At 73.8% G+C, this 24,477-nt stretch carries 26 protein-coding genes and 2 pseudogenes; 10 read left to right on the forward strand and 18 right to left on the reverse strand.

The annotated features are described in order from the left end of the window. The first annotated feature begins 48 nt into the window (after positions 1-48). Positions 49-426 (forward strand): nuclear transport factor 2 family protein, encoded by a 378-nt coding sequence (locus Athai_RS08065; protein ID WP_203960906.1) that lies wholly within the window; start codon positions 49-51, stop codon positions 424-426. A 124-nt stretch (positions 427-550) separates the two neighbouring features. On the opposite strand, the gene Athai_RS08070 is transcribed toward Athai_RS08065, so the two are convergent. The 7 genes and pseudogenes from Athai_RS08070 to Athai_RS08095 form a co-directional block, all read right to left on the reverse strand. Continuing rightward, positions 551-1,195 (reverse strand): GNAT family N-acetyltransferase, encoded by a 645-nt coding sequence (locus Athai_RS08070; protein WP_239156801.1) that lies wholly within the window; start codon positions 1,193-1,195, stop codon positions 551-553. A gap of 202 nt (positions 1,196-1,397) precedes the next feature. Next, complete coding sequence (locus Athai_RS08075; RefSeq protein ID WP_239156802.1) at positions 1,398-2,285, reverse strand: FAD-dependent oxidoreductase; 888 nt, start codon at positions 2,283-2,285, stop codon at positions 1,398-1,400. Positions 2,286-2,440: 155 nt separating this feature from the next. Further along, positions 2,441-2,512, reverse strand: a pseudogene (locus Athai_RS34020) (hypothetical protein); the annotation flags it as partial. Positions 2,513-2,678: 166 nt separating this feature from the next. Continuing rightward, positions 2,679-3,260, reverse strand: coding sequence for a carboxymuconolactone decarboxylase family protein (locus Athai_RS08080; protein WP_203960907.1), 582 nt, complete (start codon positions 3,258-3,260; stop codon positions 2,679-2,681). Next, positions 3,247-3,588 (reverse strand): hypothetical protein, encoded by a 342-nt coding sequence (locus Athai_RS08085; protein WP_203960908.1) that lies wholly within the window; start codon positions 3,586-3,588, stop codon positions 3,247-3,249. The genes Athai_RS08080 and Athai_RS08085 overlap by 14 nt, the downstream gene beginning before the upstream one ends. Positions 3,589-3,644: 56 nt before the next feature. Further along, positions 3,645-4,133: an SRPBCC family protein gene (locus Athai_RS08090; RefSeq protein WP_203960909.1), complete on the reverse strand. Its 489-nt coding sequence runs from the start codon at positions 4,131-4,133 to the stop codon at positions 3,645-3,647. After that, a complete protein-coding gene (locus tag Athai_RS08095; protein ID WP_203960910.1) occupies positions 4,130-4,477 on the reverse strand; it encodes an ArsR/SmtB family transcription factor in 348 nt (115 codons plus the stop codon). The genes Athai_RS08090 and Athai_RS08095 overlap by 4 nt, the downstream gene beginning before the upstream one ends. Positions 4,478-4,598: 121 nt before the next feature. On the opposite strand from Athai_RS08095, the gene ligD reads away from it, so the two are divergent. Next, on the forward strand, positions 4,599-5,594 hold the full coding sequence (ligD, locus tag Athai_RS08100; protein WP_239156803.1) for a non-homologous end-joining DNA ligase: 996 nt from the start codon (positions 4,599-4,601) through the stop codon (positions 5,592-5,594). A gap of 46 nt (positions 5,595-5,640) precedes the next feature. Here ligD and Athai_RS08105 read toward each other — a convergent pair whose 3' ends face one another. Beyond that, positions 5,641-6,507, reverse strand: a complete 867-nt coding sequence (locus tag Athai_RS08105) for a hypothetical protein (RefSeq protein ID WP_203960911.1) — start codon at positions 6,505-6,507, stop codon at positions 5,641-5,643. Then, positions 6,507-7,046, reverse strand: coding sequence for a hypothetical protein (locus Athai_RS08110; protein ID WP_203960912.1), 540 nt, complete (start codon positions 7,044-7,046; stop codon positions 6,507-6,509). The genes Athai_RS08105 and Athai_RS08110 overlap by 1 nt, the downstream gene beginning before the upstream one ends. 116 nt (positions 7,047-7,162) lie before the next feature. On the opposite strand from Athai_RS08110, the gene Athai_RS08115 reads away from it, so the two are divergent. Beyond that, positions 7,163-7,975, forward strand: a complete 813-nt coding sequence (locus tag Athai_RS08115; RefSeq protein WP_203960913.1) for an alpha/beta fold hydrolase — start codon at positions 7,163-7,165, stop codon at positions 7,973-7,975. Positions 7,976-8,010: 35 nt separating this feature from the next. On the opposite strand, the gene Athai_RS08120 is transcribed toward Athai_RS08115, so the two are convergent. Further along, a complete protein-coding gene (locus Athai_RS08120) occupies positions 8,011-8,739 on the reverse strand; it encodes a TetR/AcrR family transcriptional regulator (protein WP_203960914.1) in 729 nt (242 codons plus the stop codon). 80 nt (positions 8,740-8,819) lie between these two features. Between Athai_RS08120 and Athai_RS08125 the strand changes: the two genes are divergently transcribed. Together Athai_RS08125 and Athai_RS08130 are read left to right on the forward strand one after the other, a co-directional pair. Continuing rightward, positions 8,820-9,683: an NAD(P)H-binding protein gene (locus Athai_RS08125; RefSeq protein WP_239156804.1), complete on the forward strand. Its 864-nt coding sequence runs from the start codon at positions 8,820-8,822 to the stop codon at positions 9,681-9,683. Positions 9,684-10,061: 378 nt separating this feature from the next. Then, on the forward strand, positions 10,062-10,595 hold the full coding sequence (locus Athai_RS08130; protein WP_203965396.1) for a helix-turn-helix transcriptional regulator: 534 nt from the start codon (positions 10,062-10,064) through the stop codon (positions 10,593-10,595). 27 nt (positions 10,596-10,622) lie between these two features. On the opposite strand, the gene Athai_RS08135 is transcribed toward Athai_RS08130, so the two are convergent. From Athai_RS08135 to Athai_RS08150, 4 genes are all read right to left on the reverse strand, one after another. Further along, positions 10,623-11,765: a PucR family transcriptional regulator gene (locus Athai_RS08135; protein ID WP_203960915.1), complete on the reverse strand. Its 1,143-nt coding sequence runs from the start codon at positions 11,763-11,765 to the stop codon at positions 10,623-10,625. A gap of 208 nt (positions 11,766-11,973) precedes the next feature. Then, on the reverse strand, positions 11,974-12,648 hold the full coding sequence (locus tag Athai_RS08140; protein WP_203960916.1) for a class I SAM-dependent DNA methyltransferase: 675 nt from the start codon (positions 12,646-12,648) through the stop codon (positions 11,974-11,976). A 178-nt stretch (positions 12,649-12,826) separates the two neighbouring features. Beyond that, positions 12,827-13,303, reverse strand: a complete 477-nt coding sequence (locus tag Athai_RS08145; protein WP_239156806.1) for an SAM-dependent methyltransferase — start codon at positions 13,301-13,303, stop codon at positions 12,827-12,829. Between the two features lie 62 nt (positions 13,304-13,365). Further along, entirely contained in the window at positions 13,366-14,310 is a 945-nt protein-coding gene (locus Athai_RS08150) for a tautomerase family protein (RefSeq protein ID WP_203960917.1), read from the reverse strand. Positions 14,311-14,398: 88 nt separating this feature from the next. Here Athai_RS08150 and Athai_RS08155 point away from each other — a divergent pair, with 88 nt between their 5' ends. Together Athai_RS08155 and Athai_RS08160 are read left to right on the forward strand one after the other, a co-directional pair. After that, positions 14,399-14,881, forward strand: a complete 483-nt coding sequence (locus Athai_RS08155; RefSeq protein WP_203960918.1) for a winged helix-turn-helix transcriptional regulator — start codon at positions 14,399-14,401, stop codon at positions 14,879-14,881. A 281-nt stretch (positions 14,882-15,162) separates the two neighbouring features. Continuing rightward, on the forward strand, positions 15,163-17,382 hold the full coding sequence (locus tag Athai_RS08160; RefSeq protein ID WP_275422370.1) for a heavy metal translocating P-type ATPase: 2,220 nt from the start codon (positions 15,163-15,165) through the stop codon (positions 17,380-17,382). Between the two features lie 63 nt (positions 17,383-17,445). On the opposite strand, the pseudogene Athai_RS35035 reads toward Athai_RS08160, so the two are convergent. The 3 genes and pseudogenes from Athai_RS35035 to Athai_RS08170 form a co-directional block, all read right to left on the reverse strand. Next, a pseudogene (locus Athai_RS35035) lies at positions 17,446-19,281 on the reverse strand (bifunctional copper resistance protein CopD/cytochrome c oxidase assembly protein); the annotation flags it as partial. Beyond that, complete coding sequence (locus tag Athai_RS08165) at positions 19,278-20,021, reverse strand: zf-HC2 domain-containing protein (protein WP_203960919.1); 744 nt, start codon at positions 20,019-20,021, stop codon at positions 19,278-19,280. The gene Athai_RS08165 and the pseudogene Athai_RS35035, both read right to left, overlap by 4 nt. 133 nt (positions 20,022-20,154) lie before the next feature. Further along, complete coding sequence (locus Athai_RS08170; protein ID WP_203960920.1) at positions 20,155-21,162, reverse strand: cytochrome c oxidase assembly protein; 1,008 nt, start codon at positions 21,160-21,162, stop codon at positions 20,155-20,157. A gap of 222 nt (positions 21,163-21,384) precedes the next feature. Between Athai_RS08170 and Athai_RS08175 the strand changes: the two genes are divergently transcribed. After that, positions 21,385-22,086 carry a DUF5134 domain-containing protein gene (locus Athai_RS08175; RefSeq protein WP_203960921.1) on the forward strand — a complete coding sequence of 234 codons (702 nt, stop codon included), beginning with the start codon at positions 21,385-21,387 and terminating at the stop codon, positions 22,084-22,086. 61 nt (positions 22,087-22,147) lie between these two features. Here the strand turns inward: Athai_RS08175 and Athai_RS08180 are convergent, their stop codons facing one another. After that, positions 22,148-22,552, reverse strand: coding sequence for a COG4315 family predicted lipoprotein (locus tag Athai_RS08180; protein ID WP_203960922.1), 405 nt, complete (start codon positions 22,550-22,552; stop codon positions 22,148-22,150). 257 nt (positions 22,553-22,809) lie between these two features. Here Athai_RS08180 and Athai_RS08185 point away from each other — a divergent pair, with 257 nt between their 5' ends. Together Athai_RS08185 and Athai_RS08190 are read left to right on the forward strand one after the other, a co-directional pair. After that, the gene (locus Athai_RS08185; protein WP_203960923.1) at positions 22,810-23,430 is read left to right on the forward strand and encodes a TMEM175 family protein; all 621 of its coding nucleotides are present in this window, start codon (positions 22,810-22,812) and stop codon (positions 23,428-23,430) included. A gap of 187 nt (positions 23,431-23,617) precedes the next feature. Then, positions 23,618-24,412 (forward strand): S1 family peptidase, encoded by a 795-nt coding sequence (locus tag Athai_RS08190; RefSeq protein WP_239156807.1) that lies wholly within the window; start codon positions 23,618-23,620, stop codon positions 24,410-24,412. The last annotated feature ends 65 nt before the right edge of the window (positions 24,413-24,477 follow it).

The following is a 24,477-nucleotide window of genomic DNA, read 5'->3' on the forward strand; positions in this document are numbered from 1 at the left end:
GCGGCTCGCGGCACGAGTGGGACGCGCCATGGCTGGTATTACTGGGGCATGCAGGAAGAGACGGCACGCTGCGCGATCGACACCTTCATCTCCGCGTTCAACGCCTCGGACGACAGCTCTGCGACCTCGCTGCTCTCCCAGGCCCTGACCTCGGACGTGGTCTTCTGGGGGCCGTTGGGTCGCAGCGAAGGGTTCGCGGTGGTCGAGCGGTTCGTGCAGGACATTCGGCGCCATCCGGCGGGGGTCGGCAGGATGGTGCGCTCCTCGGCGGTGGACATGCCCGGCGAGTGGGCCCGGTACCAGTGGGTCTTCACCACACCGGACGGTGGTCCCCGCCTGGTGGGAACGGACGTCGTCCATCTGCGCCGGAGCCTCATCGACCAGGTCATCGTCTTCGCGGGGGAGATCGAGCCGCTCGCCTCCTGAGCGTCCTTCTGCCGCGATCCTTCTCGTCACTTCCCGGCACTCCGGGGCTGCGGTTCGCGGTCGGTCAGGCTGCGGCGTCGCGGGGCGTGCGCCCGCCACCCGGTGAACCTGTGCGGTCCCCGCACTAGCCGATTCCCAGCACGGCCCGGCACTGCTGGACGCCGATCAGCTCGATGTCGCCGCGACGCTCCCGTGCCCACGCCTCCCGGGTGAGCCGCCACCGCTGGATCAGTGCTGGCTCGCCGCGACGGGTGTCCCAGTCCGTACCGTTGGGTTCGTAGCCCAGGCCGCGGGAGACGCGGTTGGAGGCCTCGTTGTCGACGAAGGCGTCGCTGCCGGCCTCGCGCGCCCCCAGCCCGGCGAAGGCGAGGTGCAGGATCGCCGCCCGCATCTCCGTGCCGAGGCCCTGCCCGCGGCGGCCGGGAGCCAGCCACGAGAAGCTGGTCACCGTGCCGAACCGCGCGAAGTCCTGGCCGGTGAGGTCCTGCATGCCCACCGGTTCGCCGTCGACGAGCACCGCGAAGTACAGCCGCCACCGGTCCGGGCTCACGTGGCCGCGACCGCGCCAGATGCTGCGCAGCCACTGCCATTCGCGTTCCGGGCTGTCTTCGTAGAAGGAGATCGGGTCGTCGAACGGCCACGGCTCCGCGTCGGCGATGCCGGCCCTTACCAGCGGCACCAGGCGTTCCAGCAGTTCGTCGGACGCGCCGGCCAGGGTCAGCCGCGGGGTGCGGATCCGGACGTTCAGCGGGGGATAGGTGTGGGCCACTTCCGGACCATAGCCAGCCGGTCGCCGCGCCGCACCGGCGTTTCGCCGGTCGCCGCGGCGCACCCGACGTTTGGCCCGCCGCAGAGCCACCTCCGACGTTTCGCCCGCGGCCGGGAGTCCGCGGCCGTCGCGCAGTTCGGCCCCGCCCGGCGGCCGAGGTCGGGGATCGCGCTGCGCGGGATGGCGGGGCCGGTCCGGGGGCTCAGCCCGGCTGGACGTCGTCGAAGAGCGCGACGGCGTCGGCCGGGTTCGGGCTCACCAGGCGTTCCAGGCCGGCCGTCGTGATCGTCGCCCACCGGCCGGCCCGGGCCCACATCCGTTCCTCGAAGGTACCGACGGCCTCGTCCAGATCGGCCGGGTCGGCGACGATCACCTCCGCGAGTTCGGCGCCTTCCAGCATCGCGAGGTTCGCGCCGGCCCCCAGCGGGGGCATCAGGTGGGCGGCGTCGCCCAGCAACGTCACTCCGGGCACGTGGGTCCAGGTGTGGGACGCCGGCAGGACGTGCAGCGGGCGATGGACGAAGCTGCTGCCCCGGTGCAGGAGGTCGAGGATGGGGGTGGCCCAGCCGTCGAACCGCGTCAGCAGGCTCGACCGCACCGCTTCCGGGTCGGTCAGGTCCAGGTGGGCGTGCCAGTTCAGCGGTGCGCGGAACTGGGCGTGCACGGTGGCCCGGCCGTCGCTGTTGCGCTGGGCGACAACGGATCGGTTCTCCCCGTACACGGCCACCGAGCCGTCGCCGATCAGCTGGGCGAGGTCCGGATGGCGGGCGTCGACGTCGTCCAGGGTGGTCTCCACCGAGGTGATCCCGGTGTAGCGCGGCGTCACCGGGGACACCGCGGGGCGGGTCCGGGACCAGGCACCGTCCGCGCCGACGACGAGGTCGAAGCCTTCCTGCCGCCCGTCCGCGAAGTGGACCAGTGCGCCGCGGCCTGCCGGCACCACCTGCGTGACGCCGCGGCCCCACTGCACATCGAGTGGTCCGCGCAGCAGGTCACGCAGGTGCCCGCGGTCGATCTCGGGATTGGCCCGGTCGTCCGGGCGGGGCTTCCAGTCGCGCAGCACGGTCCCGTCGGGGGACAGGATGCGCATGGCCTGCCCCTCCGGGCGGGACAGTGCCTCGAACTCCGCCAGCAGCCCCGCCTTGTCCAGCGCCCGCTGGCCCAGCTGTTCGTGCAGGTCGAGCGTGCCGCCGGGAGGGCGGGCGTCGGGGCGGGGTCACGTTCGACGATGGCGACGGGGTGCTCGTGGCGGTGCAGCACGCGGGCGAAGGTGAGGCCGGCGGGCCCGGCGCCGACCACGGCGATACGACGTCTCATGTCGATACAGTGTATTGATCAGCTACGACGTATCGCAACCGGGTCGTGCAGCCCGAGCTGGGCGCCACCCGCCCGTGCCGTCCGGCCACCCGGCGAGCGCGAGGCGGAGACCACCTCGCCGGCCGGCACCGGTGCCGGCCGGCGAGGCACCAACCCGGCTCTCGGGTCAGGCGTAGCCGCGTTTGAGCATCATCCCGGCCGCCTTGTCGAACTCCGCGTCGGTCGGGATCACGAAGTCCAGCGCGTTGGCGTACCGGGTGATGATGTTGAACAGCGTCGCCACCGCCGCGGCGTCGATCAGCTGCTGCCGGCTCACGCCCGCTTCGATCGCCGCCCGGGCCTCGGCGGCGTGCAGCTCGCCGGGGCGCAGCGTCATCGTCTCCAGCAGGGCGAGCGTCGCGCGCAGCGGGCCCGGGATCGGCGCGCGGTGATAGTCGGAAAGGCAGGCGTCGGCGGTCGCGCCGTCGATGCCGCGCGTCGCGATGGCGCGGTGGGCCCCGACGCAGAACGGGGACGAGTTCCAGCTCGCCACCATCGCACCCATCAGCTCCCGCTCGAACACCGACCACTCGCTCGGCCCGCGCATCGCCTGCTGGGCCCAGGCGCCCAGGGCCGACCCGACGAATCCCTTGTGGTAGAAGGCAACCCGGGCGGCATCGGGCAGTCGCGCGCCCAGCGCCAACGAGATCACCCGAATCAGCGCCCGGTTGCGCAGGCTGTCGCCGCGTTCGACCTCAGGCAGGCGCATCGGTCGCCTCCTCGATCGTGCGGACGGCGGCGTCCCAGCGCGCCAGCCCCGCCCCGACGCAGGCCGCCAGGACGATCTCGAACGCCGCCTTGTCGCTTCCGGTCGCGTCACGGACCGCGTCGACCTCGGCGTCGGTCACCCGGTCCGAGGCGTCCGCGATCCGCCGGGTGAGCGTGTCGTACGGCTCCGCGACGGATGGCCCGCCCGAGGCTCGTGCCGCCACGGCCACGCGAAGCGGCGGGGCGGTGACTCCGGTGTCGCCGGCGACCGCGGCGCGCAGTGCCGCCGCGCGGTCGCGGTGCCGGATGCTGCCGCGTTCGGTACCCATCTGTCCCCCCTGACGATCTGCTTCCTGGTTCCTCGTGGACGGTGCCCGCGCCGGGCTCAGCCGGGATGCCGCCGGGTCGCCGCCCGGTACCGTTCGAGGTACAGCGGCCAGCCCGAGCCGGAGTCCAGCGTGGTGAAGCCCTCCCAGCCCTCGCCGTGCCGGTCGAGATGCCGGTGTTCGAGCACCACCCGGGTGCGCTCGGGCGCCTCCGGGATGAACCGGATCTCGATCTCGCTGGTGCGAGCGGGGTCCGTCTCGATCTGCCACCGCGGCCCGATGTCCCAGCTGAGAAGCAGCCGGTGCGGCGGTTCGCAGGCGAGCACCCGAGCCCAGGTGCACCGGCTGCCGTCGATGCCGACGTCGTAGGCGGTGCCGCCCACCTCGGCTTCCAGCACCGTCCGCTCGATCGGTACCGGGAGCAGGTTGTGTTCCCGGGGTTTGATCTCGTCGAACCGTTCGGTGAAGACGCGGAAGGCGTGCTCGACCGGAACGTCGACGACGATGTCGACCTGCAGTGCGGTCCGGTCGTCGCGCGTCGTGCTCATCGTGTCGGGGTCCTCTCTGTTGCCGCGGCGGGCGGCTGGTAGCTGCGCTCGGCCAGGTCCTTGAACCTGCTCAGCGCGGCCCGCCAGTAGGAGTCGAGTTCGTGGCGCAGCTGGGCCAGGCCGTCGGACCGGATCTCGTAGACCCGCATCCGCCCCTGCGGGTGCACGTCGACCAGCCGCGCGTCCAGCAGGACGCGCAGGTGCTGGGAGACCGCCGGCCGGCTGACCGGCAGGTCGCGGGCGATCTCGGTCACCGAGCACGGCCCGTCGGCGATCCGGCCGAACACCCGGCGCCGGGTCGGGTCGGCCAGCGCCTGCCATGGGTCGAGCGTCGACGTCCGCATGATGCGTAAGTTACTACTTACCCATCCCGCTGTCGAGGCGCGGCGTGGCGGCGGAGCGTGTGGGTGTCCACCGACTGGGTACCCGGCAGCGGACACCAGGCGCTCGGAGGTGACATCGGCGATGGCGGGACTGCTCGACGCGCTGCCGGACTCGTCGCGGAACGAGCTGCGGCCGGCGCGCCGGCCGCGGGTCCCGCAGGCGATGCTGGCCACGCTGACCGACCGGTACTTCTCCGATCCGGACTGGCTGTTCGAACGCAAGCTGGACGGGGAGCGGGTGCTCGCCGTCCGCGAGCACGGCCGGGTACGCCTGACCTCGCGCAACGACCGGCCGGTGACCGGCTACCCGGAACTGGCCGAGGCGCTGTCCGGTGGGACGCCGGACCTGATCGTCGACGGCGAGGTGGTCGCCTTCGAGGGCAACCAGACCAGCTTCGCCCGGCTGCAGCAGCGGATGCAGATCGCCGATCCGGACCGGTCGCGCGCGACCGGCGTCGCGATCCGCTACTACCTGTTCGACGTGCTGTACGCCGACGGGTACGACCTGACCCGGGTACCGCTGCGGCAGCGCAAGGCGGTGCTGCGCAGGGCGATCCGGTTCGCCGATCCGTTGCGGTACACCGCGCATCGCAACGCGCGGGGCGAGCAGTACCTGGCGCACGCCTGCCGAGCCGGATGGGAGGGGCTGATCGCCAAGCGCGCGAACGCGCCCTACCATCCGGGCCGCAGCCGCGACTGGCTGAAGTTCAAGTGCGTCGACGAGCAGGAGTTCGTCATCGGTGGCTTCACCGACCCGGCCGGCTCCCGTACCGGGTTCGGTGCCCTGCTGGTCGGCTACTACGAGCGCGGCAAGCTGCGGTACGCGGGCAAGGTGGGCACCGGCTACGACCGGGCCACCCTGCGCCGGTTGCGGGACCGGCTGGGCGCGCTGGAAACCGACTCGGCACCGTTCGCCACGCCGCCCCGGGGCCGCGGCGTGCACTGGGTACGGCCGGAGCTGGTGGCGCAGGCGGGATTCACCGAGTGGACCAGCGACGGGTTGCTCCGCCATCCGCGGTTTCTCGGCCTGCGCCGCGACAAGAGCCCGGCGCAGGTGGTCCGCGAACGTCCACAGTAGATGGTTCGCCGCGCCGCTCGCCGGCCCGGCCCTGGCGCGAACCGCGTCACCGGCCGTCGTTGGGGGTCAGCCGCACACCGGGCCATCGCGCTGCCTCGTCGGCGATGTCGGTCAGGGTGATCCCCGCGTGCGGTTGCCGCCCGGCCGGTTCGCGCCGCAACAGCGGAACGAACCGGGCAAGGCTCGCGAAGTCGGCCGGGAAGCGGTCCGGATCGACGGCCAGCAGCCGGCCACGGTGCCGAGCCCGGCGGGCCAGCGCCGACCAACGGTCGACACCGGCCATGCCAGCGGATCGCACCCCGTGGTTGAACAGCAGCACGTCGATGTCCCGGTACGGCTCGGTCGCGTCGAGGTAGCGCTCCAACGCGGCGGCCGAGTGCTCCACCGCGAACACCGTCCAGAACGGGGCGGAGCCGGTTCGCCCTGCCTGCACCGGATCCAGCATGATGAACGACTCGACCAGCAGCCGGTCGGTGCCGCGCCGGCGGCGCTCCAGCTCGGCCACCACCGGGCTCAACGCCTCCGGCTCGTCCAGCCGCAGCCGGTACAGCGGGCGTGCGTGCCGGGCGGCGAACGACGCGAGGTCGTCGCGCAGTTCCGGCGCGAACCCCCACTCGGCCTCGGCCGCCCACTCGTCGGCCGGCGGCGCCACCGGCGCCGGCCGCGACGAGCCCTGCTCTTGCTGGAACCGCGCCATCCGCGACGACCCGTGCAGGTAGTCCTCCGGGCCGAGGCCGCCGCGGGCACCGGTCTGGAACACGTGCCGCTCGGCGACCCGCCCGACCGGCCAGGCCGAGCCGTCCTCGACGAGTACGATCGGGGCCCCGGGTGCCAGGCGTTCGGTGAGGAACCGCCGGTACGCCAGCGGCAGCCGCAGCCACTTGAGCCGGAAGTACGCCATCCTGGCGATCATCAGGCGGTCCTGGTTCGCGTCGTGCATGTGGTGCAGTGCCACGTCCGGATTGCGTTCCAACAGCGGCGGGGCCACCCGCGCGCCGAACTCGCGGGCCCGGTCGGGCGGTCCGGATCGTTGTCCCGCCAGCGAACCGGTACCAGCGTCGTCTGTGGCAGCCACGGTGCTCCGAGCGCGGCACACAGGTGGGTGAGCGCCCCGTTGGACGAACCGAGGAACGCGACCGGGTAGCCCGTTCCCGGATAGTGCCGCACCGCCCACTCGGCGATCGCCTCGGTGTCGACGCCGCCGAGGCGGTCGGCCGGGACGCCCTCGCTGGCGCCCGACGCGGTGTAGACCGGCCTGCTGACCCGCTCCGGCAGCAGCGCGGTCAGCCGCGCGCCGGCGCCGGCCAACCGCCCCTGGCCCAGCCGTACGAAGTCCTCCCCGCGCAGGGCGCGCGCGGTGGCCCGCAGGAACGCCGAGGCCGAGTCGAAGGCCGCCACCGCCCGTTCGGGCGCGACCTGGGCCCGCTGGCCTGCTCGCACTGCGTCGTCCACCTCCGCTTCGTGGCTGGCGTACCGGCGCCCCGATCCGCCCCTTCATCCGATACCCGCGGTGCCGGTGGTGAAACGGCGCCAGGTGTGACGGCGCGCCGAGCGGGTAGCTACCGGTGATGAACCGACGTGCGGCGCCGGTAACGGGCGTCACCAGCCAGTTCCACGGACCGTACGGCCGGATGCGCAGCCGGGCGGTGGGCCGGCCGCGGCCCGGCGTCCCGGAGGTCGCGATCGTGCAGGGACTCGGCGTCTCGGCGTACCTGCTGCCGGCACTGGCGACGCTGGGTCGCTGGACCCGGGCGCACCTGGTCGACCTGCCGGGCCTGGCCGGCAGCGGTGAGCCGCCGTACCCGCTGGGGATCGCGGAGTACGCCGACTCGGTCCGGGCCTGGCTCGCCGACCAGACCGGCGAGGCGGGATTCGTGCTGGGCGGTCACTCCGCCGGTACCCAGATCGCCGCGCACGCGGCGGTCGGGGCGCCCGGGGTGGTCGGCGTCGCGCTGGCCTCGCCGACCGTCGACCCGGCCGTTCGCGGGCTGGTGGGGCTGGCGTTGCGGTGGCGTCGAGACGGTGTCCGCGAGCCGGGCGGACTCACCGCCTCGCACCTGGCGGAGTGGCGTCGGGCCGGGCCCCGCCGGCTGCTGCGGCTGGCGCGATGCTGCCTGGCCGACGACATCGAGCAGCCGGTACGCCGGCTGCGGGTGCCGGTGCTGGTGCTGTACGGGGACGACGATCGGATCAGCGACGCCGGCTGGGTACGCACGCTCGCCGCCGCGGCGACCGACGGCGAGTTGGCGTCGATGCCGGGCGCGCACACCTTCGTATGGTCGCATCCCGCCGCCTGGGGCGAACCGGTGCGTGCGTTCGCGGCGCGCTGCCGGGCGCGGCAGGGGTGGCGGGCACCGGCCGGCCCGCCCACGCCGCGCTGACCGTCCCGGCCGCCCGGGCGGCACCGGCGGCCGTCTCAGCCCGCGGCGCCGGGGGCCTCGATCGCCCGGTCCAGCCACTCGGTGAGCAGGTCGCGCTCGGCGCCGCTCAGGACGTCCAGTTCCGGCGCGACGGCGCGGAAGGCGACGACCGCCGCCATGGTCGGATCGTCGGTACGGGCCGGGCCGTCGGTCAGGATCTGCCGGAGGACCGCGTCGAACATGCTGTCGGCGAGGCCGGGATCGCGGTCGCCGGGGGCGGTGGCGAGCAACGTCTGGATGACGCCGGTTCCGGCGGCCTGGATCAGGTCGACCGCACGCCGCTCGCCGATCCGTAGCCGGCCGGTCGCCGCGATCCGGTGTACCCGGGTCTCCAGGACCCGCTTGCCGGACTGTGCCGCCGGCGAGAGCAGCACCCGCTCCGGGTCGCTCAGCAGGCGGAACAGGGTCGGGTTGGCGACGCCGAAGGCGATCTGCTGGCGCCATCCGGCGCGCAGCTCCTCGACCGGGTCGACGTCGGCCGCCGACGCGGCGCGCACGGTGGCGGTTTTGGTGGCGACGTACTCGGCCATCACGTGTTCGGCCACCGCGTCGAGCAGGCCGTCCTTGTCGCCGAACAGGCGGTAGATCGTCGGTGCCTGGATGCCGGCCGCGTCCGCGACGCCGCGGGTGGTGACCGCCGCCGGGCCCTCCTGCTGGAGCAGCCGCGCCGCGACCGCAACGATCTTCGACCGCGTCCGGCCGCGGCTGCCGTTCACCTCGCTCACGTAACCAACGATAACGGAGGTTTGCTATCGCGCTGTTTCCGTTGATACGGTGGATGTGATTCCATCGATAACGGAGGTTGATGTCCATGATCGTGATCACCGGGGCGACCGGCGCACTCGGCGGCGCGACGGTCGACCAGCTGCTGCAGATGCGACCGGCCGACGAGATCGCGGTGGTGGCCCGCGACCCCGGCAAGGCGGCGCGGTTCGCCGCCCGCGGTGTCGACGTGCGGACCGGCGACTACCGCGATCCGGGCTCGCTGCCGGCCGCGTTCGAGGGCGCCGACCAGCTTCTGCTGGTCTCCTCCAACGACCCGACCGCCGACGCGGTCGGCCTGCACCGGAACGCCATCGACGCCGCGGTGAGGGCGGGGGTCGGTCGCATCCTGTACACCAGCCACCAGGGCGCGGCCCCGGACACCCCGTTCGGGCCGGGGCGCGACCACGCGGCGACCGAGCAACTGCTCGCCGAATCCGGCGTCGCCTGGACCTCGCTGCGCAACGGCTTCTACGCGCACAGCCTGCAATGGTTGCTGGGGCCCTGGCGGGAGACCGGCGTGGTCTCGGTACCCGCCGACGGCCCGGTGTCCTGGACCGGCCGGGAGGATCTCGCCGAGGCCGCGGCCGCGCTCCTCGCCACGCACGGTGCGGACGACGGCCCGGTCACGCTCACCGCCTCGGCCGCGCCGACCTTCGAGCAGATCGCCGACATGGTCGCGGCGCGGGCCGGCCGGCCGATCGGGTTCGAGGTGGTGGACGAGGACGAGTGGGTCGCCGCCCAGGTCGCTGCCGGCCAGCAGGAAGCGATGGCGCGCTTCTCGCTCGGCATGTACCAGGCCGCCGAGCGTGGCTTCTTCGCCGGCACCGACCCACGGCTGGCGACCCTGCTCGGTCGCGAACCGCGCACCGTTCCGCAGCTGATCGCGGAGATCGTCGCCGGGTGAGACGAGCCCCGCGGGCCCGGCGGCCGGGTGTGGTGGGCGACAACGGCAGGCCGGAAACGGTGTCCTGGCCACCAACGACCCGAAGCGCGCGCTGTCGTCAGTCTGTACGAGGTGGCGCGCGGGTCGAGGCCGGAGGTGACCGTGACAGGTGTTCGGGGCGGGTCCGTCGGAGCAACGGCCGACGGTACGGTCGATGCCGGTCGCCGGTGGCCCGGCCGCGGCCCGGTGGGGCTCCCGGCCGGCGGTCGGCCGGGGACCGGAACCCGGCCGACCGGGGTACCGGTGCCGGCACCGCGCGGCCCCCGACCACCTCGGCGCGGGTCCGGAGGGGCACGCTCGGTGGTCGTCTGCGTCCGGGACACCCCGGCGGTGCGGGAGATGTTCGCCGGCATCCGCTGGCGGCACACCGTGTACCCGGTGGCTTCCGGCGAAGGGGTGCTGGACCGGCTGACCGAGCACCCCACCGACGCGGTGCTCGTCGACTGCGCCACCGTCCGGCCCGGCTGCGTACCGCTGGTTCGGCACATCCTGCACCGCAGCCCGCGTACCGCGGTGGTGGTGGTCGGGGCGGACAGCCCGCAGCTGGTCGCCGCCGTCCTCGCGGCCGGGGCCCGCGGCGTGGTCGGCGGCGGCCGGCACGGGGTACGGCTGGCGGTGGCGTTGGCACACGGGCTTCGATCGGTACGCCCGGACGGCACCGCGCCGGCCGGGCCCGGCTGCGCGCTGACCGACCGGGAGCTGGCGGTACTGCGCGGGATGAGCCACGGGCGCACCAACGCCGAGATCGGCCGCGACCTGCACATCGCCGAGGACACCGTGAAGACGCACGCCCGCCGGCTGTACCGCAAGCTCGGCGCGCGCGATCGCGCGCACGCGGTGGCGCAGGCGTTCCGGGCCGGCCTGGTGACCTGACCGGCGGCCGGACGAGGTGCCGCCGGCTCAGCTCGCGGTCTGGCGCGGCAGCTGGGTCCAGGCGTGGCAGGCGGCCACGATCTCGGCGCACTCGCCGGGGTGGGTGAGGCTGCGACCGGTGATCAGCTCGATCCGCCGCAGCCGGTGCCGGACCGTGTTCTGGTGGCAGCGCAGCGATCTGCCGGTGGCGGGCGCCGAGCCGCCGGCCTCGACCCAGGCGATCAGCGTGCCCAGCAGCATGTCCCGGCGTTCTGCCGGCAGGTCGAGCAGGCCGCCGAGCACGGTGCGGGCCGCGTCCTGCGCGGCGCCCGGAGCGGAGGCGACCAGGACGTTCATCGGGGTGTCCCGGAACTGTTCGACCGGATCGGTACCACCGTGCCGCCGGAGCACGAGTTCGGCGAGGCCGAGCGCCCAGGGGGCGCGGCGCAGCAGTTCGAACACCGGGCTGACCCCGACCGGACCGCTGGCGTGCCGGGCGAGCACATCCAGTGCGGTGGCGTTGCGCGCCGCGTGGCCGAGCGACAGCAGGCCGACCAGCGCGTCCTGGCGCAGGTGCCAGACCGAGGGCACGTCCACCGCGGACAGATACGAGTCGATCCGGGGCAGCGGGTCCTGGCCGAGGTGGGTCGCGGCAGCCACGACCACGAACGTCCCGTCCATCGGCAGCCGCAGCATGCCGGCGATGTCGACCACGGTGCCCACCCCGGTGGTGTCGGACAGCAGCACGTTGACCAGCGCGGCGCGTTCGCGTTCCCGGCTGAGCAGGATGTGCTGTGCCTCCTCCCGGTAGGCGTGGATGAGCGCGTCGCCGACCCGGTTGTGCAGCCGGAACATCAGGTGCGACAGGTCGACCACGTCGTCGGCGGGGATGGCCGGCGGGAGCCGGGCGGCCACGATCATCGCTTCCCACACCTCGTCGTAGCCCAGCCGGAACGAGGTGAGCAGATCGGCCAGTGCCAGCCCCTGCTGGGCGCGGAGCCGGCCGCTGTGTTCGGCCGCGGTCAGGTCGGCGCGCCGCCCGGTCAGCCGGTCGAAGACCTCCTGGACGTTGGCCTCGACGAGCTTCCGCACCTCGGCACGGTCGCCGGCCGCGCCCGAGGAGTACATCGGCAGTTCGACCATCCGGCGGTCGGTCATCCGATCGAGCATCGCGGGCAGGCCGGGGGCCATGCGCTCGATGATCCGCTCGGCAGTTGTGGTCGTGGGGGCGCTCCGGGGCACCCGCACAGGGTACGGGGGCGCGCCGCCGCCGGACGCGCGTGATCGTCGCCGGGTTGCGGGTGTCAACGTCCTGCTGCTCACTCACCCCGGCTTCGGCGCGACCCCGAAGCCACCGCATCGTGGCCCCGCGTACGGGTGGGCACGCTGTTGCCGTGGGTCAGGGACGGCGGGCGAACAGGACCGCGCCGGGGGCCGGCGACCCCGGTGCGAGCAGCAGCTCGGCCTCGACGACGAACCCGGCGTCGCGCAGCCACGACGACACCCGGGCCGGTCGCCGGCGGTGGACGTGGACCTGCATCGGATGCCCGCCGTAGCCCTGCGTCTTCAGCCGGGACCCGTCGCCCACGTGGAAGCCGAGCAGCAGCGCCCCGTCCGGTCGCAACACCCGGCGGAACTCGCCGAGGACGGTCGGGATCTCCTCGTCCGGGACGTGGATCAGCGACCACCAGGCGAGCAGCCCCGTCACCGAGGCGGCACCCAGATCGAGGTCGGTCATCGAGCCCACATCGAACCGCAGCCCGGGGTGGGCCCGGCGGGCGACGTCGATCATCCCGGGGGACAGATCCACGCCGAACGCGTCGAGCCCCAGCCCGCGCAGGTGGCTGGTCAGGTGGCCCGGTCCGCAGCCGACGTCCGCCACCGGACCGCCGCCCGCGGCCCGCACCAGCTCGGCGAACGACGCCAGCGCGGTACGAAGGTGGGGTTCGCCGCCCAGCGCATCGCGCACGAACTCGGCGTAGCTGACCGCGACCGTGTCGTAGGAGCGGCGCACGTCCGCCAGCCAGTCGCCGGCCTCCGGCGCGCGGGCCGGCACGGGATCGGTGTTCGGCATCGCCGGATTGTCCCCCCTGCCCGCGACGTGTCATCGCCGGGGAACAGCCCGCGCCGGTACGGGCGCAACCGGGCCGCGCCGGGCTGTTCGTCCTCGCCCGGCGCCGGGCGGTGCCAGGGTGTTCGCCCTCGGCCGGCGCCGCACGGCCCGACCGGTGACCTCGGGCCCGCCGGTGGCCTCAGGCCCGGTAGTACTCGGCCATCAAGGTGGTCGCCCAGGCCGGCTGGCGGACCGGGTCGGTGGGGCCGAACTCGACGTGGTACGGCTTGATGTCCAGCACCGGGGTGCCGTCCAGGGCGTCGAGGTCGGCCACCTGCAGATCGCGCCCGTCCACCGCGAGCAGCCGGCACACCGAGACGCCGAGGCGGTTGGGCCGGAACGGGCCGCGGTGCGCGAAGACGCCCAGCAGCGGGCCGTCCGGGCTCTTGCGCGGGGGCCGCGGCTGCGTCTGCGCGTCCGCCTCGTCCAGCCGGTCGAACTGGAACACCACCTCCAGGTGCGAGAAGTCGGCCAGCCCCTGCACCGCCGAGGGCTCGAACCGGTCGTCCAGCCGGATGACGGCCCGCACGTCGTACCAGTGGTCCTCGTACATCTCGGGGCGCCCACCGAGGACGCGGGCGACCGGGCGCAGCACGATGTCGTTCGGATCGTTCACCGCCGAAGCCTAACCAGCCCGCGGCGCCACCGGCACCGCCGGGACGCTGTGCGCGCCGGCAGTCAGGCGGGCAGCGGCTCGACCGCGGCGGATCCCGGGCCGGCCACCGCCTGCTGGTAGCGGCGCAGCTGGTCGGGGTCGTCGATCGACCCGTGGTGGTGCACCTGGCGCCAGCCGCCGGAGGCCGGCCGGTAGGCGAAGAAGCGGGTGGTGCGGATCGCCAGCTCCAGGTCGCCGTAGCTGCCGTGTTCGCGTCCCGCGAAGGTGATCGCGTCCGGCGCGAGGTGGTACACGGTGATGTCCTCGAACCGGACCTGGAGCCGGGCCGGGCCGGCGAACACCCGCGCGTAGAGGTCGATGATCGGTTGGCGTCCGCGCCGGACGCCACCGAGCGGGTTGTCGAGCTGGACGAGCGGATCGTCCAGCCAGACCGCGGCCAGCAGCTCCAGGTCGGCGTGGTTGAGCGCGTGGTAGAAGCTTTCCAGCGCTGCGAACGCCCCGGCTCGGCCGGGATCGGCGCTGCCGGCCAGGCGGTTGCGGGTGGCGGCGCCGAACGTGGCCGTGACGTGTTCGATGGCTCCGGCGGCGTCGCCGGTCGCCGGAGCGCGCTCCGGCAGGCCCGGCCGCGGGAGGTCCAGCAACTGGGCCTGGCCGTCGCCGACCGACCAGTCGGCGCGGTCGTTCTCGGTGAGGGTGACCAGCACGTCCTGGCTGCGCACGCCGACGCCGACGAGTTCCTCGGTGATGCGCCGGTACAGCGCGCGCTTCTGTTCGTCGCTGCGGCCTCGGACCAGGGTGATCTCGACGGCGACGACGTGGCGCCGGGCGATGCCGAGGTAGTGCGGATCGAAGATGCCCTCGTCCGGTCGGTAGCTGGTGACGAGCTGGAAACGGTCGCCGTCGGGGATGCCGATCGCGTCGACCAGCGCGCGGTGCACGCCGTCGGCGATGGCGCGGCGGGTGTCGGCGCTGCCGGTGGTCGGTGCGGAGATACGGACGAGAGGCATGCGACTGCTCCTGTCTGACTTCCAATGTGATAGTCAGCAGCATGCACCCGATCTGGCTTTCAGTCAAATAGCCAGCTAGGCTTCGAGGGTGGACTGGCGTGAACAGAGCCCGGAGAACTGCAGCATCGCGCTGACCCTGGACCTCGTCGGCAAGCCGTGGGTGCTGCTGGTGCTGCGTGAGGTGTTCCGCGGACTGCACCGCTTCGACGAGATCGCCGAGCACATCGGGATTTCCCCGGCGGTGCTCACCCGCCAGCTGCACATGCTCGTCGACGGGGGCGTGCTGGAGCGCCGCCCCTACCGCGAGCCCGGCCAGCGGCCACGCCACGAGTACTGGCTCACCGCCTCCGGCGAGGAGCTGTTCCCGGTGCTCTCGGCGCTGAAATCGTGGGGCGACCGGCACCTGGCGGGCCCCACCGGGCCGGCGACGATCCACCGGCACCACGGCTGCGGCAGCCCCGTCGCGGTCACGCTCCGGTGCGAGGCCGGGCACCGGTTGGCTGGCCTGGACGAGATCGACGTCGAACCCGGACCCGGCGCCGTACCGCTTCGGCGCTCGCCCCGATCCTGACACCCACCCGGCCCGCGCTCGGCGCCCCGGCCGTGCCGGGCCGCCCTGCTGTCGCCGGCCGGGGTGGGGACGACTGGGCGTACGCTCGTCGATCCGGTTTCCCCTGGTTCGCCCGGTTCTGGATCGGATCTGGCGGCCGGTGACCGGGCCTCCGTTACCGGATTCGCCGATCAGGGGAACCAGACCGGCGGCCCGGACGACAGTAACCATGGGCGCCGGGGTGGCGCGCCGGTTCGTGCTGGGGGTGCGCAGTGTCGTCGGCGGTCGAGGTGACCCGGTCGGTGGAACTGGCCGTGGGCGGGATGACGTGCGCCGCGTGCGCGGCGCGGGTGGAGCGACGGCTCAACAAGCTTCCCGGAGTCACCGCGAGCGTGAACTACGCCACCGAGAAGGCCGCGGTCCAGGCACCGTCGGCGCTGACCGTGGCGGCGCTGGTCGCCGAGGTGGAGCGGGCCGGGTACCAGGCTCGACCGGTACGGCGCGCCGAGCCGGCGGGGCCGGACGAGCGGGTCCGCTCGTTGTGGCGGCGGTTGGCCGTCGCCTTGCTGATCGGGGTGCCGCTGGCGGACCTGTCGTTGACCATGGTGCTGGCGCCCTCGCTGCGGTTCACCGGCTGGCAGTGGGTGGTCGCGGCGCTGACCCTGCCGGTGGTGACCTGGTGCGCCTGGCCGTTCCACCGCAAGGCGGTGATCGCGGCGCGGCACGGCACCAGCTCGATGGACACCCTGGTGTCGTTGGGCATCGTCGCCGCGTCGGCCTGGTCGCTGTACACGATCTTCCGCACCGGCGGCGAGACCGGGCAGGGCGACGGTGCGCTCGGCCTGCTGCTGCGCCCGGCCGGCTCGGTGTACCTGGACGTCGCGGCCGTGGTGACGATCTTCGTGCTGGCCGGCCGGCTGTTCGAAGCGAAGGCGAAGCGGGCCGCCGGTGACGCGCTGCGCGCCCTGGCGATGCTCGGCGCCCGGGATGCCGCCGTGTTGGACGAGGACGGCACCGAACACCGGGTACCGGTCGGCCGGCTGCGGGTCGGGGACCGGTTCGTGGTCCGGCCGGGCGAGACGATCGCCACCGACGGCACCGTGCTGTCCGGCGACAGCGCCGTGGACACCAGCGCGATGACGGGGGAGTCCTGGCCGACCGAGGTGGCGGCCGGCGACCCGGTGACCGGCGGTACCACCGCCGTGGCCGGGCGGCTGGTGGTGCGCGCCACCCGGGTGGGCTCCGACACCCAGCTGTCCCAGCTGGTCGCGCTGGTGGAGCGGGCGCAGACGGACAAGGCGCGGGTGCAGCGGCTCGCGGACCGGATCTCGGCGGTGTTCGTGCCGGTCGTGCTGCTGCTCGCGGTGGCCACGGTCGGAACGCGGCTGCTGCTCGGCCAGCCGTTCGAGCCGGCGTTCAGCGCCGGGCTCGCGGTACTGATCATCGCCTGCCCCTGCGCGCTCGGACTCGCCACGCCGACCGCGTTGCTCGCCGCCTCCGGCCGCGGCGCGCAACTGGGCATCTTCCTCAAGGGGCATCAGGCGCTGGAAGCCGCCCGCGCGGTGGACACCGTCGTACTGGACAAGACCGGCACGCTGACCACCGGCCGGATGTCGGTCGTGGACGTGTGGCCGGCCCCCGGGGTCGACCGGGACACCTTGCTGCGCCGCGCCGGCGCGGTGGAGCACGCCTCCGAGCATCCGGCCGGCCGGGCGATCGAGGCCTACGCGCGGCAGCAGGTCGGCGCGCTGCCGGCGGTCGACGGGTTCGTCGCCGAGGCCGGGCTGGGCGCCGCCGCCGACGTCGACGGCCACCGGGTGCTCGTCGGCTCGCCACGGCTGCTCGCCGACCGTGGCATCGACACCGATGCGGCCGAACCGGTTCGAACCGAGTGGGCCGGGCACGGTCGTACCGGTGTGCTGGTGGCGGTCGACGGTGCACTGGCCGGTGCCTTCGCACTGGCCGACACGCTGCGCCCGGAGGCCCCGGCCGCCGTCGCGGAGCTGCACCGGATGGGGTTGCGCACCGTCCTGCTCAGCGGCGACGGCAAGGCCGCCGCCGGCGCCGTCGGCGAACAGGTCGGCGTGGACGAGGTGATCGCCGAGGTGCTGCCGGCCGACAAGGCCGCGGTGATCACCGATCTGCGCCGGTCCGGGCGATCGGTGGCGATGGTCGGCGACGGCGTCAACGACGCCCCGGCCCTGGCCGCGGCGAACCTCGGCCTCGCCGTGGTCACCGGTACCGACGTGGCGCTCGCCGCCGCGGACGTCATCCTGGTGCGCGACGACCTGACCGTGGTGCCGGCGGCGATCCGGCTGGCGCGGGCGACGCTGCGCACCATCCGCGGGAATCTGCTCTGGGCGTTCGGCTACAACCTGGCGGCGCTACCGATCGCCGCCGCCGGGCTGCTCAACCCGCTCATCGCCGGCGGCGCGATGGCCCTGTCCTCGCTGCTGGTGGTGTCCAACAGCCTGCGGCTGCGCGGCTTCGCCCGATCCGACCGGAGCACCCCGGCCGGCTGATCGCAGCGCGGCGAGCAGGTCGTCGTAGCCGGCGTCCTCCCGGCGTTCGGCCCGCCGCCAGGTGGCCACCACGGCGACCAGCGCGACCAGCAGCGCCAGCTCCCCGAGTACCAGCGCGAGCGCGCCGGCCAGTCGCTGGTCGGCGGCGAGGCTGGGCACCCACGGCAGGCCCAGCGCGGAGTACATGTTCGCGCCGGCGGCGCCGTTGCCGAGGATCCGGTGGGTGCTGACGACCAGCGCACCGAACAGCACGTCGAACGGCATCGCGGCGAGCAGCATGCCCAGCCGGGCCAGCTGCGGTACCTCGCGGGGCAGCCGGTCCGGGCTGACGGCCACCCAGGCGAACAGGTACCCGACGGCCAGGAAGGCGAGGTTCCATCCCACGTGCGCCCAGTGGAACCGGGCGGCCAGATCGAACAGGTCGGTGAAGTACAGCAGGAACGGCGCCCCGGCGAACAGCGTCGCCGCGACCGCCGGATGGGTCGCCCAGCGCAGCCCGGCCGAGTCCCGCAGGTTCCGCAGGGCGCGGCGGGCCCGCTGCGCGCCGGTGCGCGGCAGGACCGACCCGGCGAGCGTGAGCGGAGCGCCCAGTACCAGCAGGATCGGGACCAGCATCCCGACGAGCATGTGCGCCGCCAGGTGCACGCTGAACATCGCCGCCGCGTACCGGCCGACGCCGGAGCAGGTGGCGAGCAGCAGCACCGCACAGCCGCCGAACCAGGCCGCGGTCCGGGACGCCGGCCACGACCGGCGGTCGCGTCCGAGCCGGCGCAGCCCGACCAGGTATCCGGCCACCAGCAGCGCCGTCAACGCCAGGTAGATCGGATCGACCCGCCAGTCGAACAGCAACCGCAGCAGCGTCGGCGGGCCTGCCAGGTCGTACCCGAGCAGCGTCTGGTCGGCGCTGACCGGATGGCCGACGAGCGAGGGCGGCGCGAGGTGGGTGAGACCGACGGACGCGCCGAACGTGCCGGCGAGCACCAGCACCTCGCCGACCACGAGCCGCCGCGGCCGGCCGGCCATGACGCGGCCACGCAGCCGCCAGCCGAGCCACCCCAGCCCGCCGACCAGGATCAGCTTGACCCCGAGCAGCAGGCCGTACCCGCTGGTCATGCCGTCGGCCGGGACGAGGTAGTACGCGTCGAGCAGGCCCGAGCCGGCCAGCACCAGCCAGCACCAGGTGGCCAGCCGGCGGTAGCGGGCCGCCACCGCGCCCGACCAGCCACCGGACCGCCACGCCAGCGCCACGACGGTGCCCAGCCAGAGCACCGCGGCCGGTACGTGCAGCAGCAGCGCCGAGGTCGACACGTCGTGCCCGGTGTCCGACGACACGTGCGCGGTGACCAGCGGCGGCAGCAGGGCCAGCACCGCCAGTACCGCCAGCACGACCGCGGTGGTCCAGCGCAGCGCGACCCGGCACCCGATCGCGACCAGCCCGGCCACGACCGCGACCGTCAGCCACGCCTTCGGACCCTCCAGCGCGGACAGCAGCGCCGCCAGGGCACCCGGAGACAGGGTGCGGACGAACGGGATGCCGCCGGTGTCGGCGGCGTCGAACGGGATCAGCACCAGGGCCGCCAGCAGCCACGCCACCGCCCAGCGGCCGGCGATCCGGAGCCGCGCGTAGCCCAGCGGGCTGATCACCCCCGATGGCTGCGGCCGGCCGCTGAAGAAGGTCGCGGTGACGAGGAACCCGACGCACATCGTGGCGGCGGCGTCCGCGGCGAGCCGGACCAGCGGCGCACCGTAGCGCACCAGCGCGCCGGGATCGCCGTTCCCCAGCGCCCGGTACGGGCCGACCCCGGCGATGCCGACGACCGCGCCGACCAGGACGCTCGCCAGCAGCAGCGCGACCAGCAGCACCGTGGTCCGCGGGTACCCGCGGCGGGCGATGGTCATGCCGCCTGATGCCGGTCGACCGGGTGCAACCACCTGGTACGCGGTGGACCGCCGGAATCCGGCTCGGTGTCGGCCGGTGCGGCGGGCCGGGGCTCGGCCTCCGGCATGCCGGCGCCGTCCAGGGCGGTCTCGGCCGGACCCCCCGGTTGCGCCGACTTTCGCCGCACGGTCAGCATCAGGCTGAACCCGACCACCAGCAGGCCGTGCTCGGCCAACCGCGCCGCGGTCACCTCACCGGCGGCGAGATCCCGGACGCAGAACACGGTCAGCGCCACCAGGAAGCCGCCGACGACGAGGATCAGGCCGGTGGCGGTCCCGGCGCGCCACGCCACGCAGGCCATCGCCACCGCCAGCGCGAGATTCCAGGCGGTGCTCTCGTCGAACAGATGCGCGCCCATGTCGTGCGGCCCGGGGGTGGACATCAGCATCCCGGCGTGCCAGCCGAGGATCTGCGCCACCGCGAGTGCCAGTTGCCCGACCGCGACGACCGCGAGGGCGATGCGCCACGGACCGGCACCGCCGCCAGCGGTCGGCACCGGTGCGGTCAGCTCGACCCGCACGGCGGGCAGTTCCGGCACCGGCCGCAGCCGCAGGCGCCGGGTCAGCGCGCCGGCCCGCCGCTGCCACTCCCGGCAGCCGGGACACCCCGCCAGGTGGTGATCGGTCTGTACCGCCGACCCTGGCTCGGGCTCCCCGTCCAGCCGGGCCGACAGCGCCTCCCGGCACTGATCGCACTCCATGCTGTGCAAGTCGTCGGGCGGCGCCGCCTGGTTCCCGACGTCCCGGGATCGGTGCCCGGGCCGCGGTCGGCCGCCTCGCCCGGGCCGCGCCGCGAGACGGGTACCGGGGACAGCCGGTGGCCGCGCCGGCCGATCAGCGTCGGCGGTCATCGTGCCTGGCCATGCTCGCCAGCCAGTCGTTGTAGGCGGCGAGACGCTGTTCGTCCTCGTCGACGTCGGTGTGGCCGGTGGTGGCCGTGCCGGTGCGCTGTTCGAGTGCGGTGAGGCGCGCCTGCTCCACCCAGCGCAGGCCGCGTTCCCGCCGGGGCGCGGCGAGCCAGCTGAACAGCGCCGCCACGATCAGGACCATCATCACCGCGTCCGCGCCGATCCACATCACCGCGCCGCCCCAGTGCACGTCGGTGAGCGGGGTGGGGCCCCAGCTCCGGTGCTGGTCGAGGTAGGCGGACCAGGGTTCGTGCCGGGTCATCAGCAGCACCACGCCGGTGAACGTGTCGATCGGCATCGCGAGGACGACCAGCAGGATCTTCGCCGGTGGGGACAGCCGCCACCGGATCGGTTCGCGGCCGAAACCCGGGGCCAGGTAGAGCCAGCCGGCGATCAGGTAGAGCGCGTGCTCGCCGGTCTGCGCCCACGGGTTGGTGATCACCACGTTCATGAACCCGGTCAGGTGCGTGGCGACCACCGCCGCGGCGTAGACCGGCACGCCGACCAGCGGGCAGGTCAGCACGGTCACCGGGCGGGAGCGCAGTATCCGTTTTACCGCCGTGTGTACCGGGTTGCGACTGGCATGCAGCAGCAAGATCAACGGTCGGCCCACCACCAGCAGCGCGGGTGCCACCATGATCAACATCAGGTGCTGCACCATGTGTACCCAGAACAGGGTGTCCTGGTAGACCCCGACGCTGCTGCACAGCGCCACCGTCACGACGGCCAGGCCGGCATAGAACGACGCGGCGCGCAACGCCGGCCACGGCCGCCGCGGATGCCGTCGCCAGACCCGCCACATCCCCCACCCGTACAGCCCCGCGGCGATCAGGACCAGCACGATGGCGACCGGATCCCACCGCCACAGGGTGACCGCCCGGGTGGCGGTCAACTCCGGTGGCAGCGCCACGGCCACACCGATCCCGGTCACCATCGAGACGCTCCTCCTGCGATCCGGAGCGGCCCCGCTCGGGCCAGCTCCACAACCATCCCCACGACTTAGTCGTCGGAGCCGGTACGGGGGTTCCCGGGACGCCGGAATCGCGGGAACCTGGTGCGGGCGGTACGACGACATCGGTCCGCCGGGAACCGGCCGGCCACTCCCGGCGACCTATACCGACGAAGCAGGTGGACGACAAGCCCCAGGGAGGTCGGCATGACCACGATGACCAATGCCTGGCTACCGACCTGGCTCAAGGTGCTGGCCACGACCTTGTTCGTGATCGTCGCGGTGGCACACGCGGTGCACCTGCGGCACGGCAGCCGCGAGTCCCGGGTCTGGCACGCCGGCCACGTCCTGATGGCGCTCGGCATGATCGACATGTCGCTGCCGCTGAGCAGGACGCCGGTGCCCGCGGTGGTCGGGGAAGCGGTCTTCGCCACCTGCACCGTGCTCGCCCTGGGTGCCGGACTGGTTCAGCTGGGCCGGCATCGGCGATGCCTGCCGTGGCTGCTGGCGGCCGTCAGCCAGGCCGGCATGCTGTGCATGTTCGCCATGCCGGTGGCCGGGTTCGTCCTGCTGATCTGGGTCCTGATCGGATGGTTCGGGTTGGAGGCGGTCGGCTGGATCGCCGGCGTCCTGCCGTCGCTGGACGCCCCGGCCCGCATCGCCATCCGGGTCGCCGGGCTGCGCCTGGAGCCCGCACCGGTACCGGCCTCCGCCGGTGCGGCGGCCGTCGGCGTCGTCGACCGTACCGCGACCGAGCCGGCCGCCGGTGCCTCCCGGGACCGGCACGACCTGGCGTTGCGGGCCACCCTGGCGCTGATGGCGCTCGGCATGGCCTACATGCTTCTCGCCATGCAGTTGGGCATGCCGCATCCGTCCAGCACGGAGAACGGCGGCATGACGGGCATGTGAGCGCATCTCGTGCCGCGCCGGGGCGATCGAAACGGCGCGGCGGGGCCCGAAACCGGCGATCTCAGGATGTCGACGAGGCGCCGGGTGAGGGCGACCCGCTGGGGATCACGGGATGCCCGTCGACCCGCATCACGTACCACGGACCGCCGTTGTCGTCGAGGGCCTGCCCGGAAGTCTGCCCCGGGGCGGTGTCCCCGGCATAGGTGTAGAGCGGCCACCCTGCGTAGCTCGCCACCGAACGACCCTGCCCGTCGGGCACCGTGCCCAACAGCCCCTGGCGGACGCCACCGGACCCCGCCTTCGGCGAACCGCCCTGGCCGACCACCACCGGCGGCCAGGTGCCCAGGCAGCGCCCGGTGCAGGTCACCGCGTGCTTCCTGTCCGGCAGGAACATGTAGAGGGTCTTGCCGTGCTGGTCGACCAGGACCGTACCCAGCGACGGCAGCCGCTTCGCGTCGATGACCACGCGACCGCCCGCGGATCCCGACCCTGGCGGGCCGCCGGCCGACGTGCATCCCGCCAGTGAACCCGCCGCCACCGTGGCGAGGACCGCCAGCGTCGCGCCTGGTACCCGATGCATCCCTGCCGCCTCTCGTGACAGACTCGCCTTCTCCAGGGAGTCGTCGCGGCGGGGTCGGAAGTTCCCGCGCAACCGTGCGGCGACAACCCGTGACATGGAGGGTGATTCGGAACGAATCGAACCTCCTACGATATGGTTCCCGCGTGCTATCGCCGGATTCGATCGAGCGCAGCCGTGACCTCGATCGGCTACTGACCTTCGTCGACGCGGCCGTCGCCATCGCCATCACCCTGCTGGTGCTGCCGCTGGTCGACCTGGCTGGCGAGATCGAGTCCGACGACTCGGTCTGGCAGGTGGTCCGGGACCACGCCGGCCAGTTCGGCGCGTTCGTGCTCAGCTTCGTGGTCATCGCCCGGATGTGGCGGGCCCAGCACGAGATCGTGCGGGGCGCGGTCGAGGACCGGTCGGACATCTTCTGGTCCCTGATCGCGTGGACGCTGACCATCGTGTTCCTGCCGTTCCCGACCGCGCTGCTGGCCGCGACCGGCAGCCAGGTCGCGACGAAGATCTTCTACATCGGGTCGCTGCTGGTCAGCTCCATCCTGCTGGCGCTGCTCGCCGCCGCGGTGCGCCGGCAGCGCCCGCCGGGCGCGCCGCACCGGCCGAGCGTGATCCCCGCCGCGGTCGACGCCGTGGTCGACGCGATCGCGCTGCTGCTCTCGGTGTTCGTCCCGGTACTCAGCTACTTCCCGCTGCTGCTGCTGGTGCTGGGCGGACAGGCGGCGGCCCTGGTCCGGCGGCTCTGGCCGGCGCTGGAACGCTGAGCGGCCCGCCGGTCACCCGGCTCCGCCCGCCGGGCAAGCCAGGTGTCCGGCCTTCCGCTACCGGGTCGGCAGGCCCTGGGCCGAGCGCGGGTACTCAACCCGGATCTGAGTGCGCGCACCCTGCCGGCCGGCCGCCGCGGCCGGAACGATTCTCCTCGTGGCAGCACACCGACGAGGAGGACCGAGAGTGCAGAACAGACGAGGGCACGGAAGGCTGCGGCGGGCGTTCGCGGTGGCCGGGGCGGTGGCGACGCTGGTCGCCGGGCTGGGATCGCTGCCAGCGCAGGCGACCGTCGTCCCGCACATCACGCACGGCGATCCGGCACCCGACGGCGCGTACGGATTCTCGGTGAAGTTCACCATGACCGACATCCCCCGCCCGGACGGCTCGACGTACGACAGCGCCTGCTCCGGCGCGCTGGTCGCCCCGCAGTGGGTGATCACCGCCGGGCACTGCTTCCACGACGTGAACCGCAACCCGGTCGGCGGCCCGCCGCAGTACGGCAGTACCACCGCCACGGTGGGCCGCACCGATCTGGCGGACACGACCGGGCACGTGGTCGACGTGGTGGACGTCCGGCAGGACCCGTCGACCGACCTCGCGCTGGCCAAGCTGGCGACGCCGATCACCGACGTGCAGCCGATCGCGCTCGGCCAGGGGGTACCGCACGACGGCGAGGTACTGCGGCTCACCGGCTGGGGCGCGACCACCGCGGACGGGTCGCCGGTCACCCACCTGCAGACCGGACGGTTCACCGTGACCGGCCTCGACGCGCAGGACGTGTACGTCGCCGGCTACCAGCCGTCGGCCGACACCAGCGCCTGCCCGTACGACTCCGGCGCGCCGTACTTCGCCGAGACCGACGCGGGGGACGTGCTGGTGGGCGTCGAGTCCACCGGACCGGACTGCCCGCACACCGGTGACGAGACCACGTCGCGGGTCGACACCAACCTGATCTGGATCACCGGTCACCTCGGCTGACCGGTACCGGTGCCGGGCCGGCCGGATCCGCCAGCCGGCCCGGTTCGGCCGTCGGGACGATTGCC

The organism is Actinocatenispora thailandica (assembly GCF_016865425.1).
Lineage (GTDB): Bacteria > Actinomycetota > Actinomycetes > Mycobacteriales > Micromonosporaceae > Actinocatenispora > Actinocatenispora thailandica.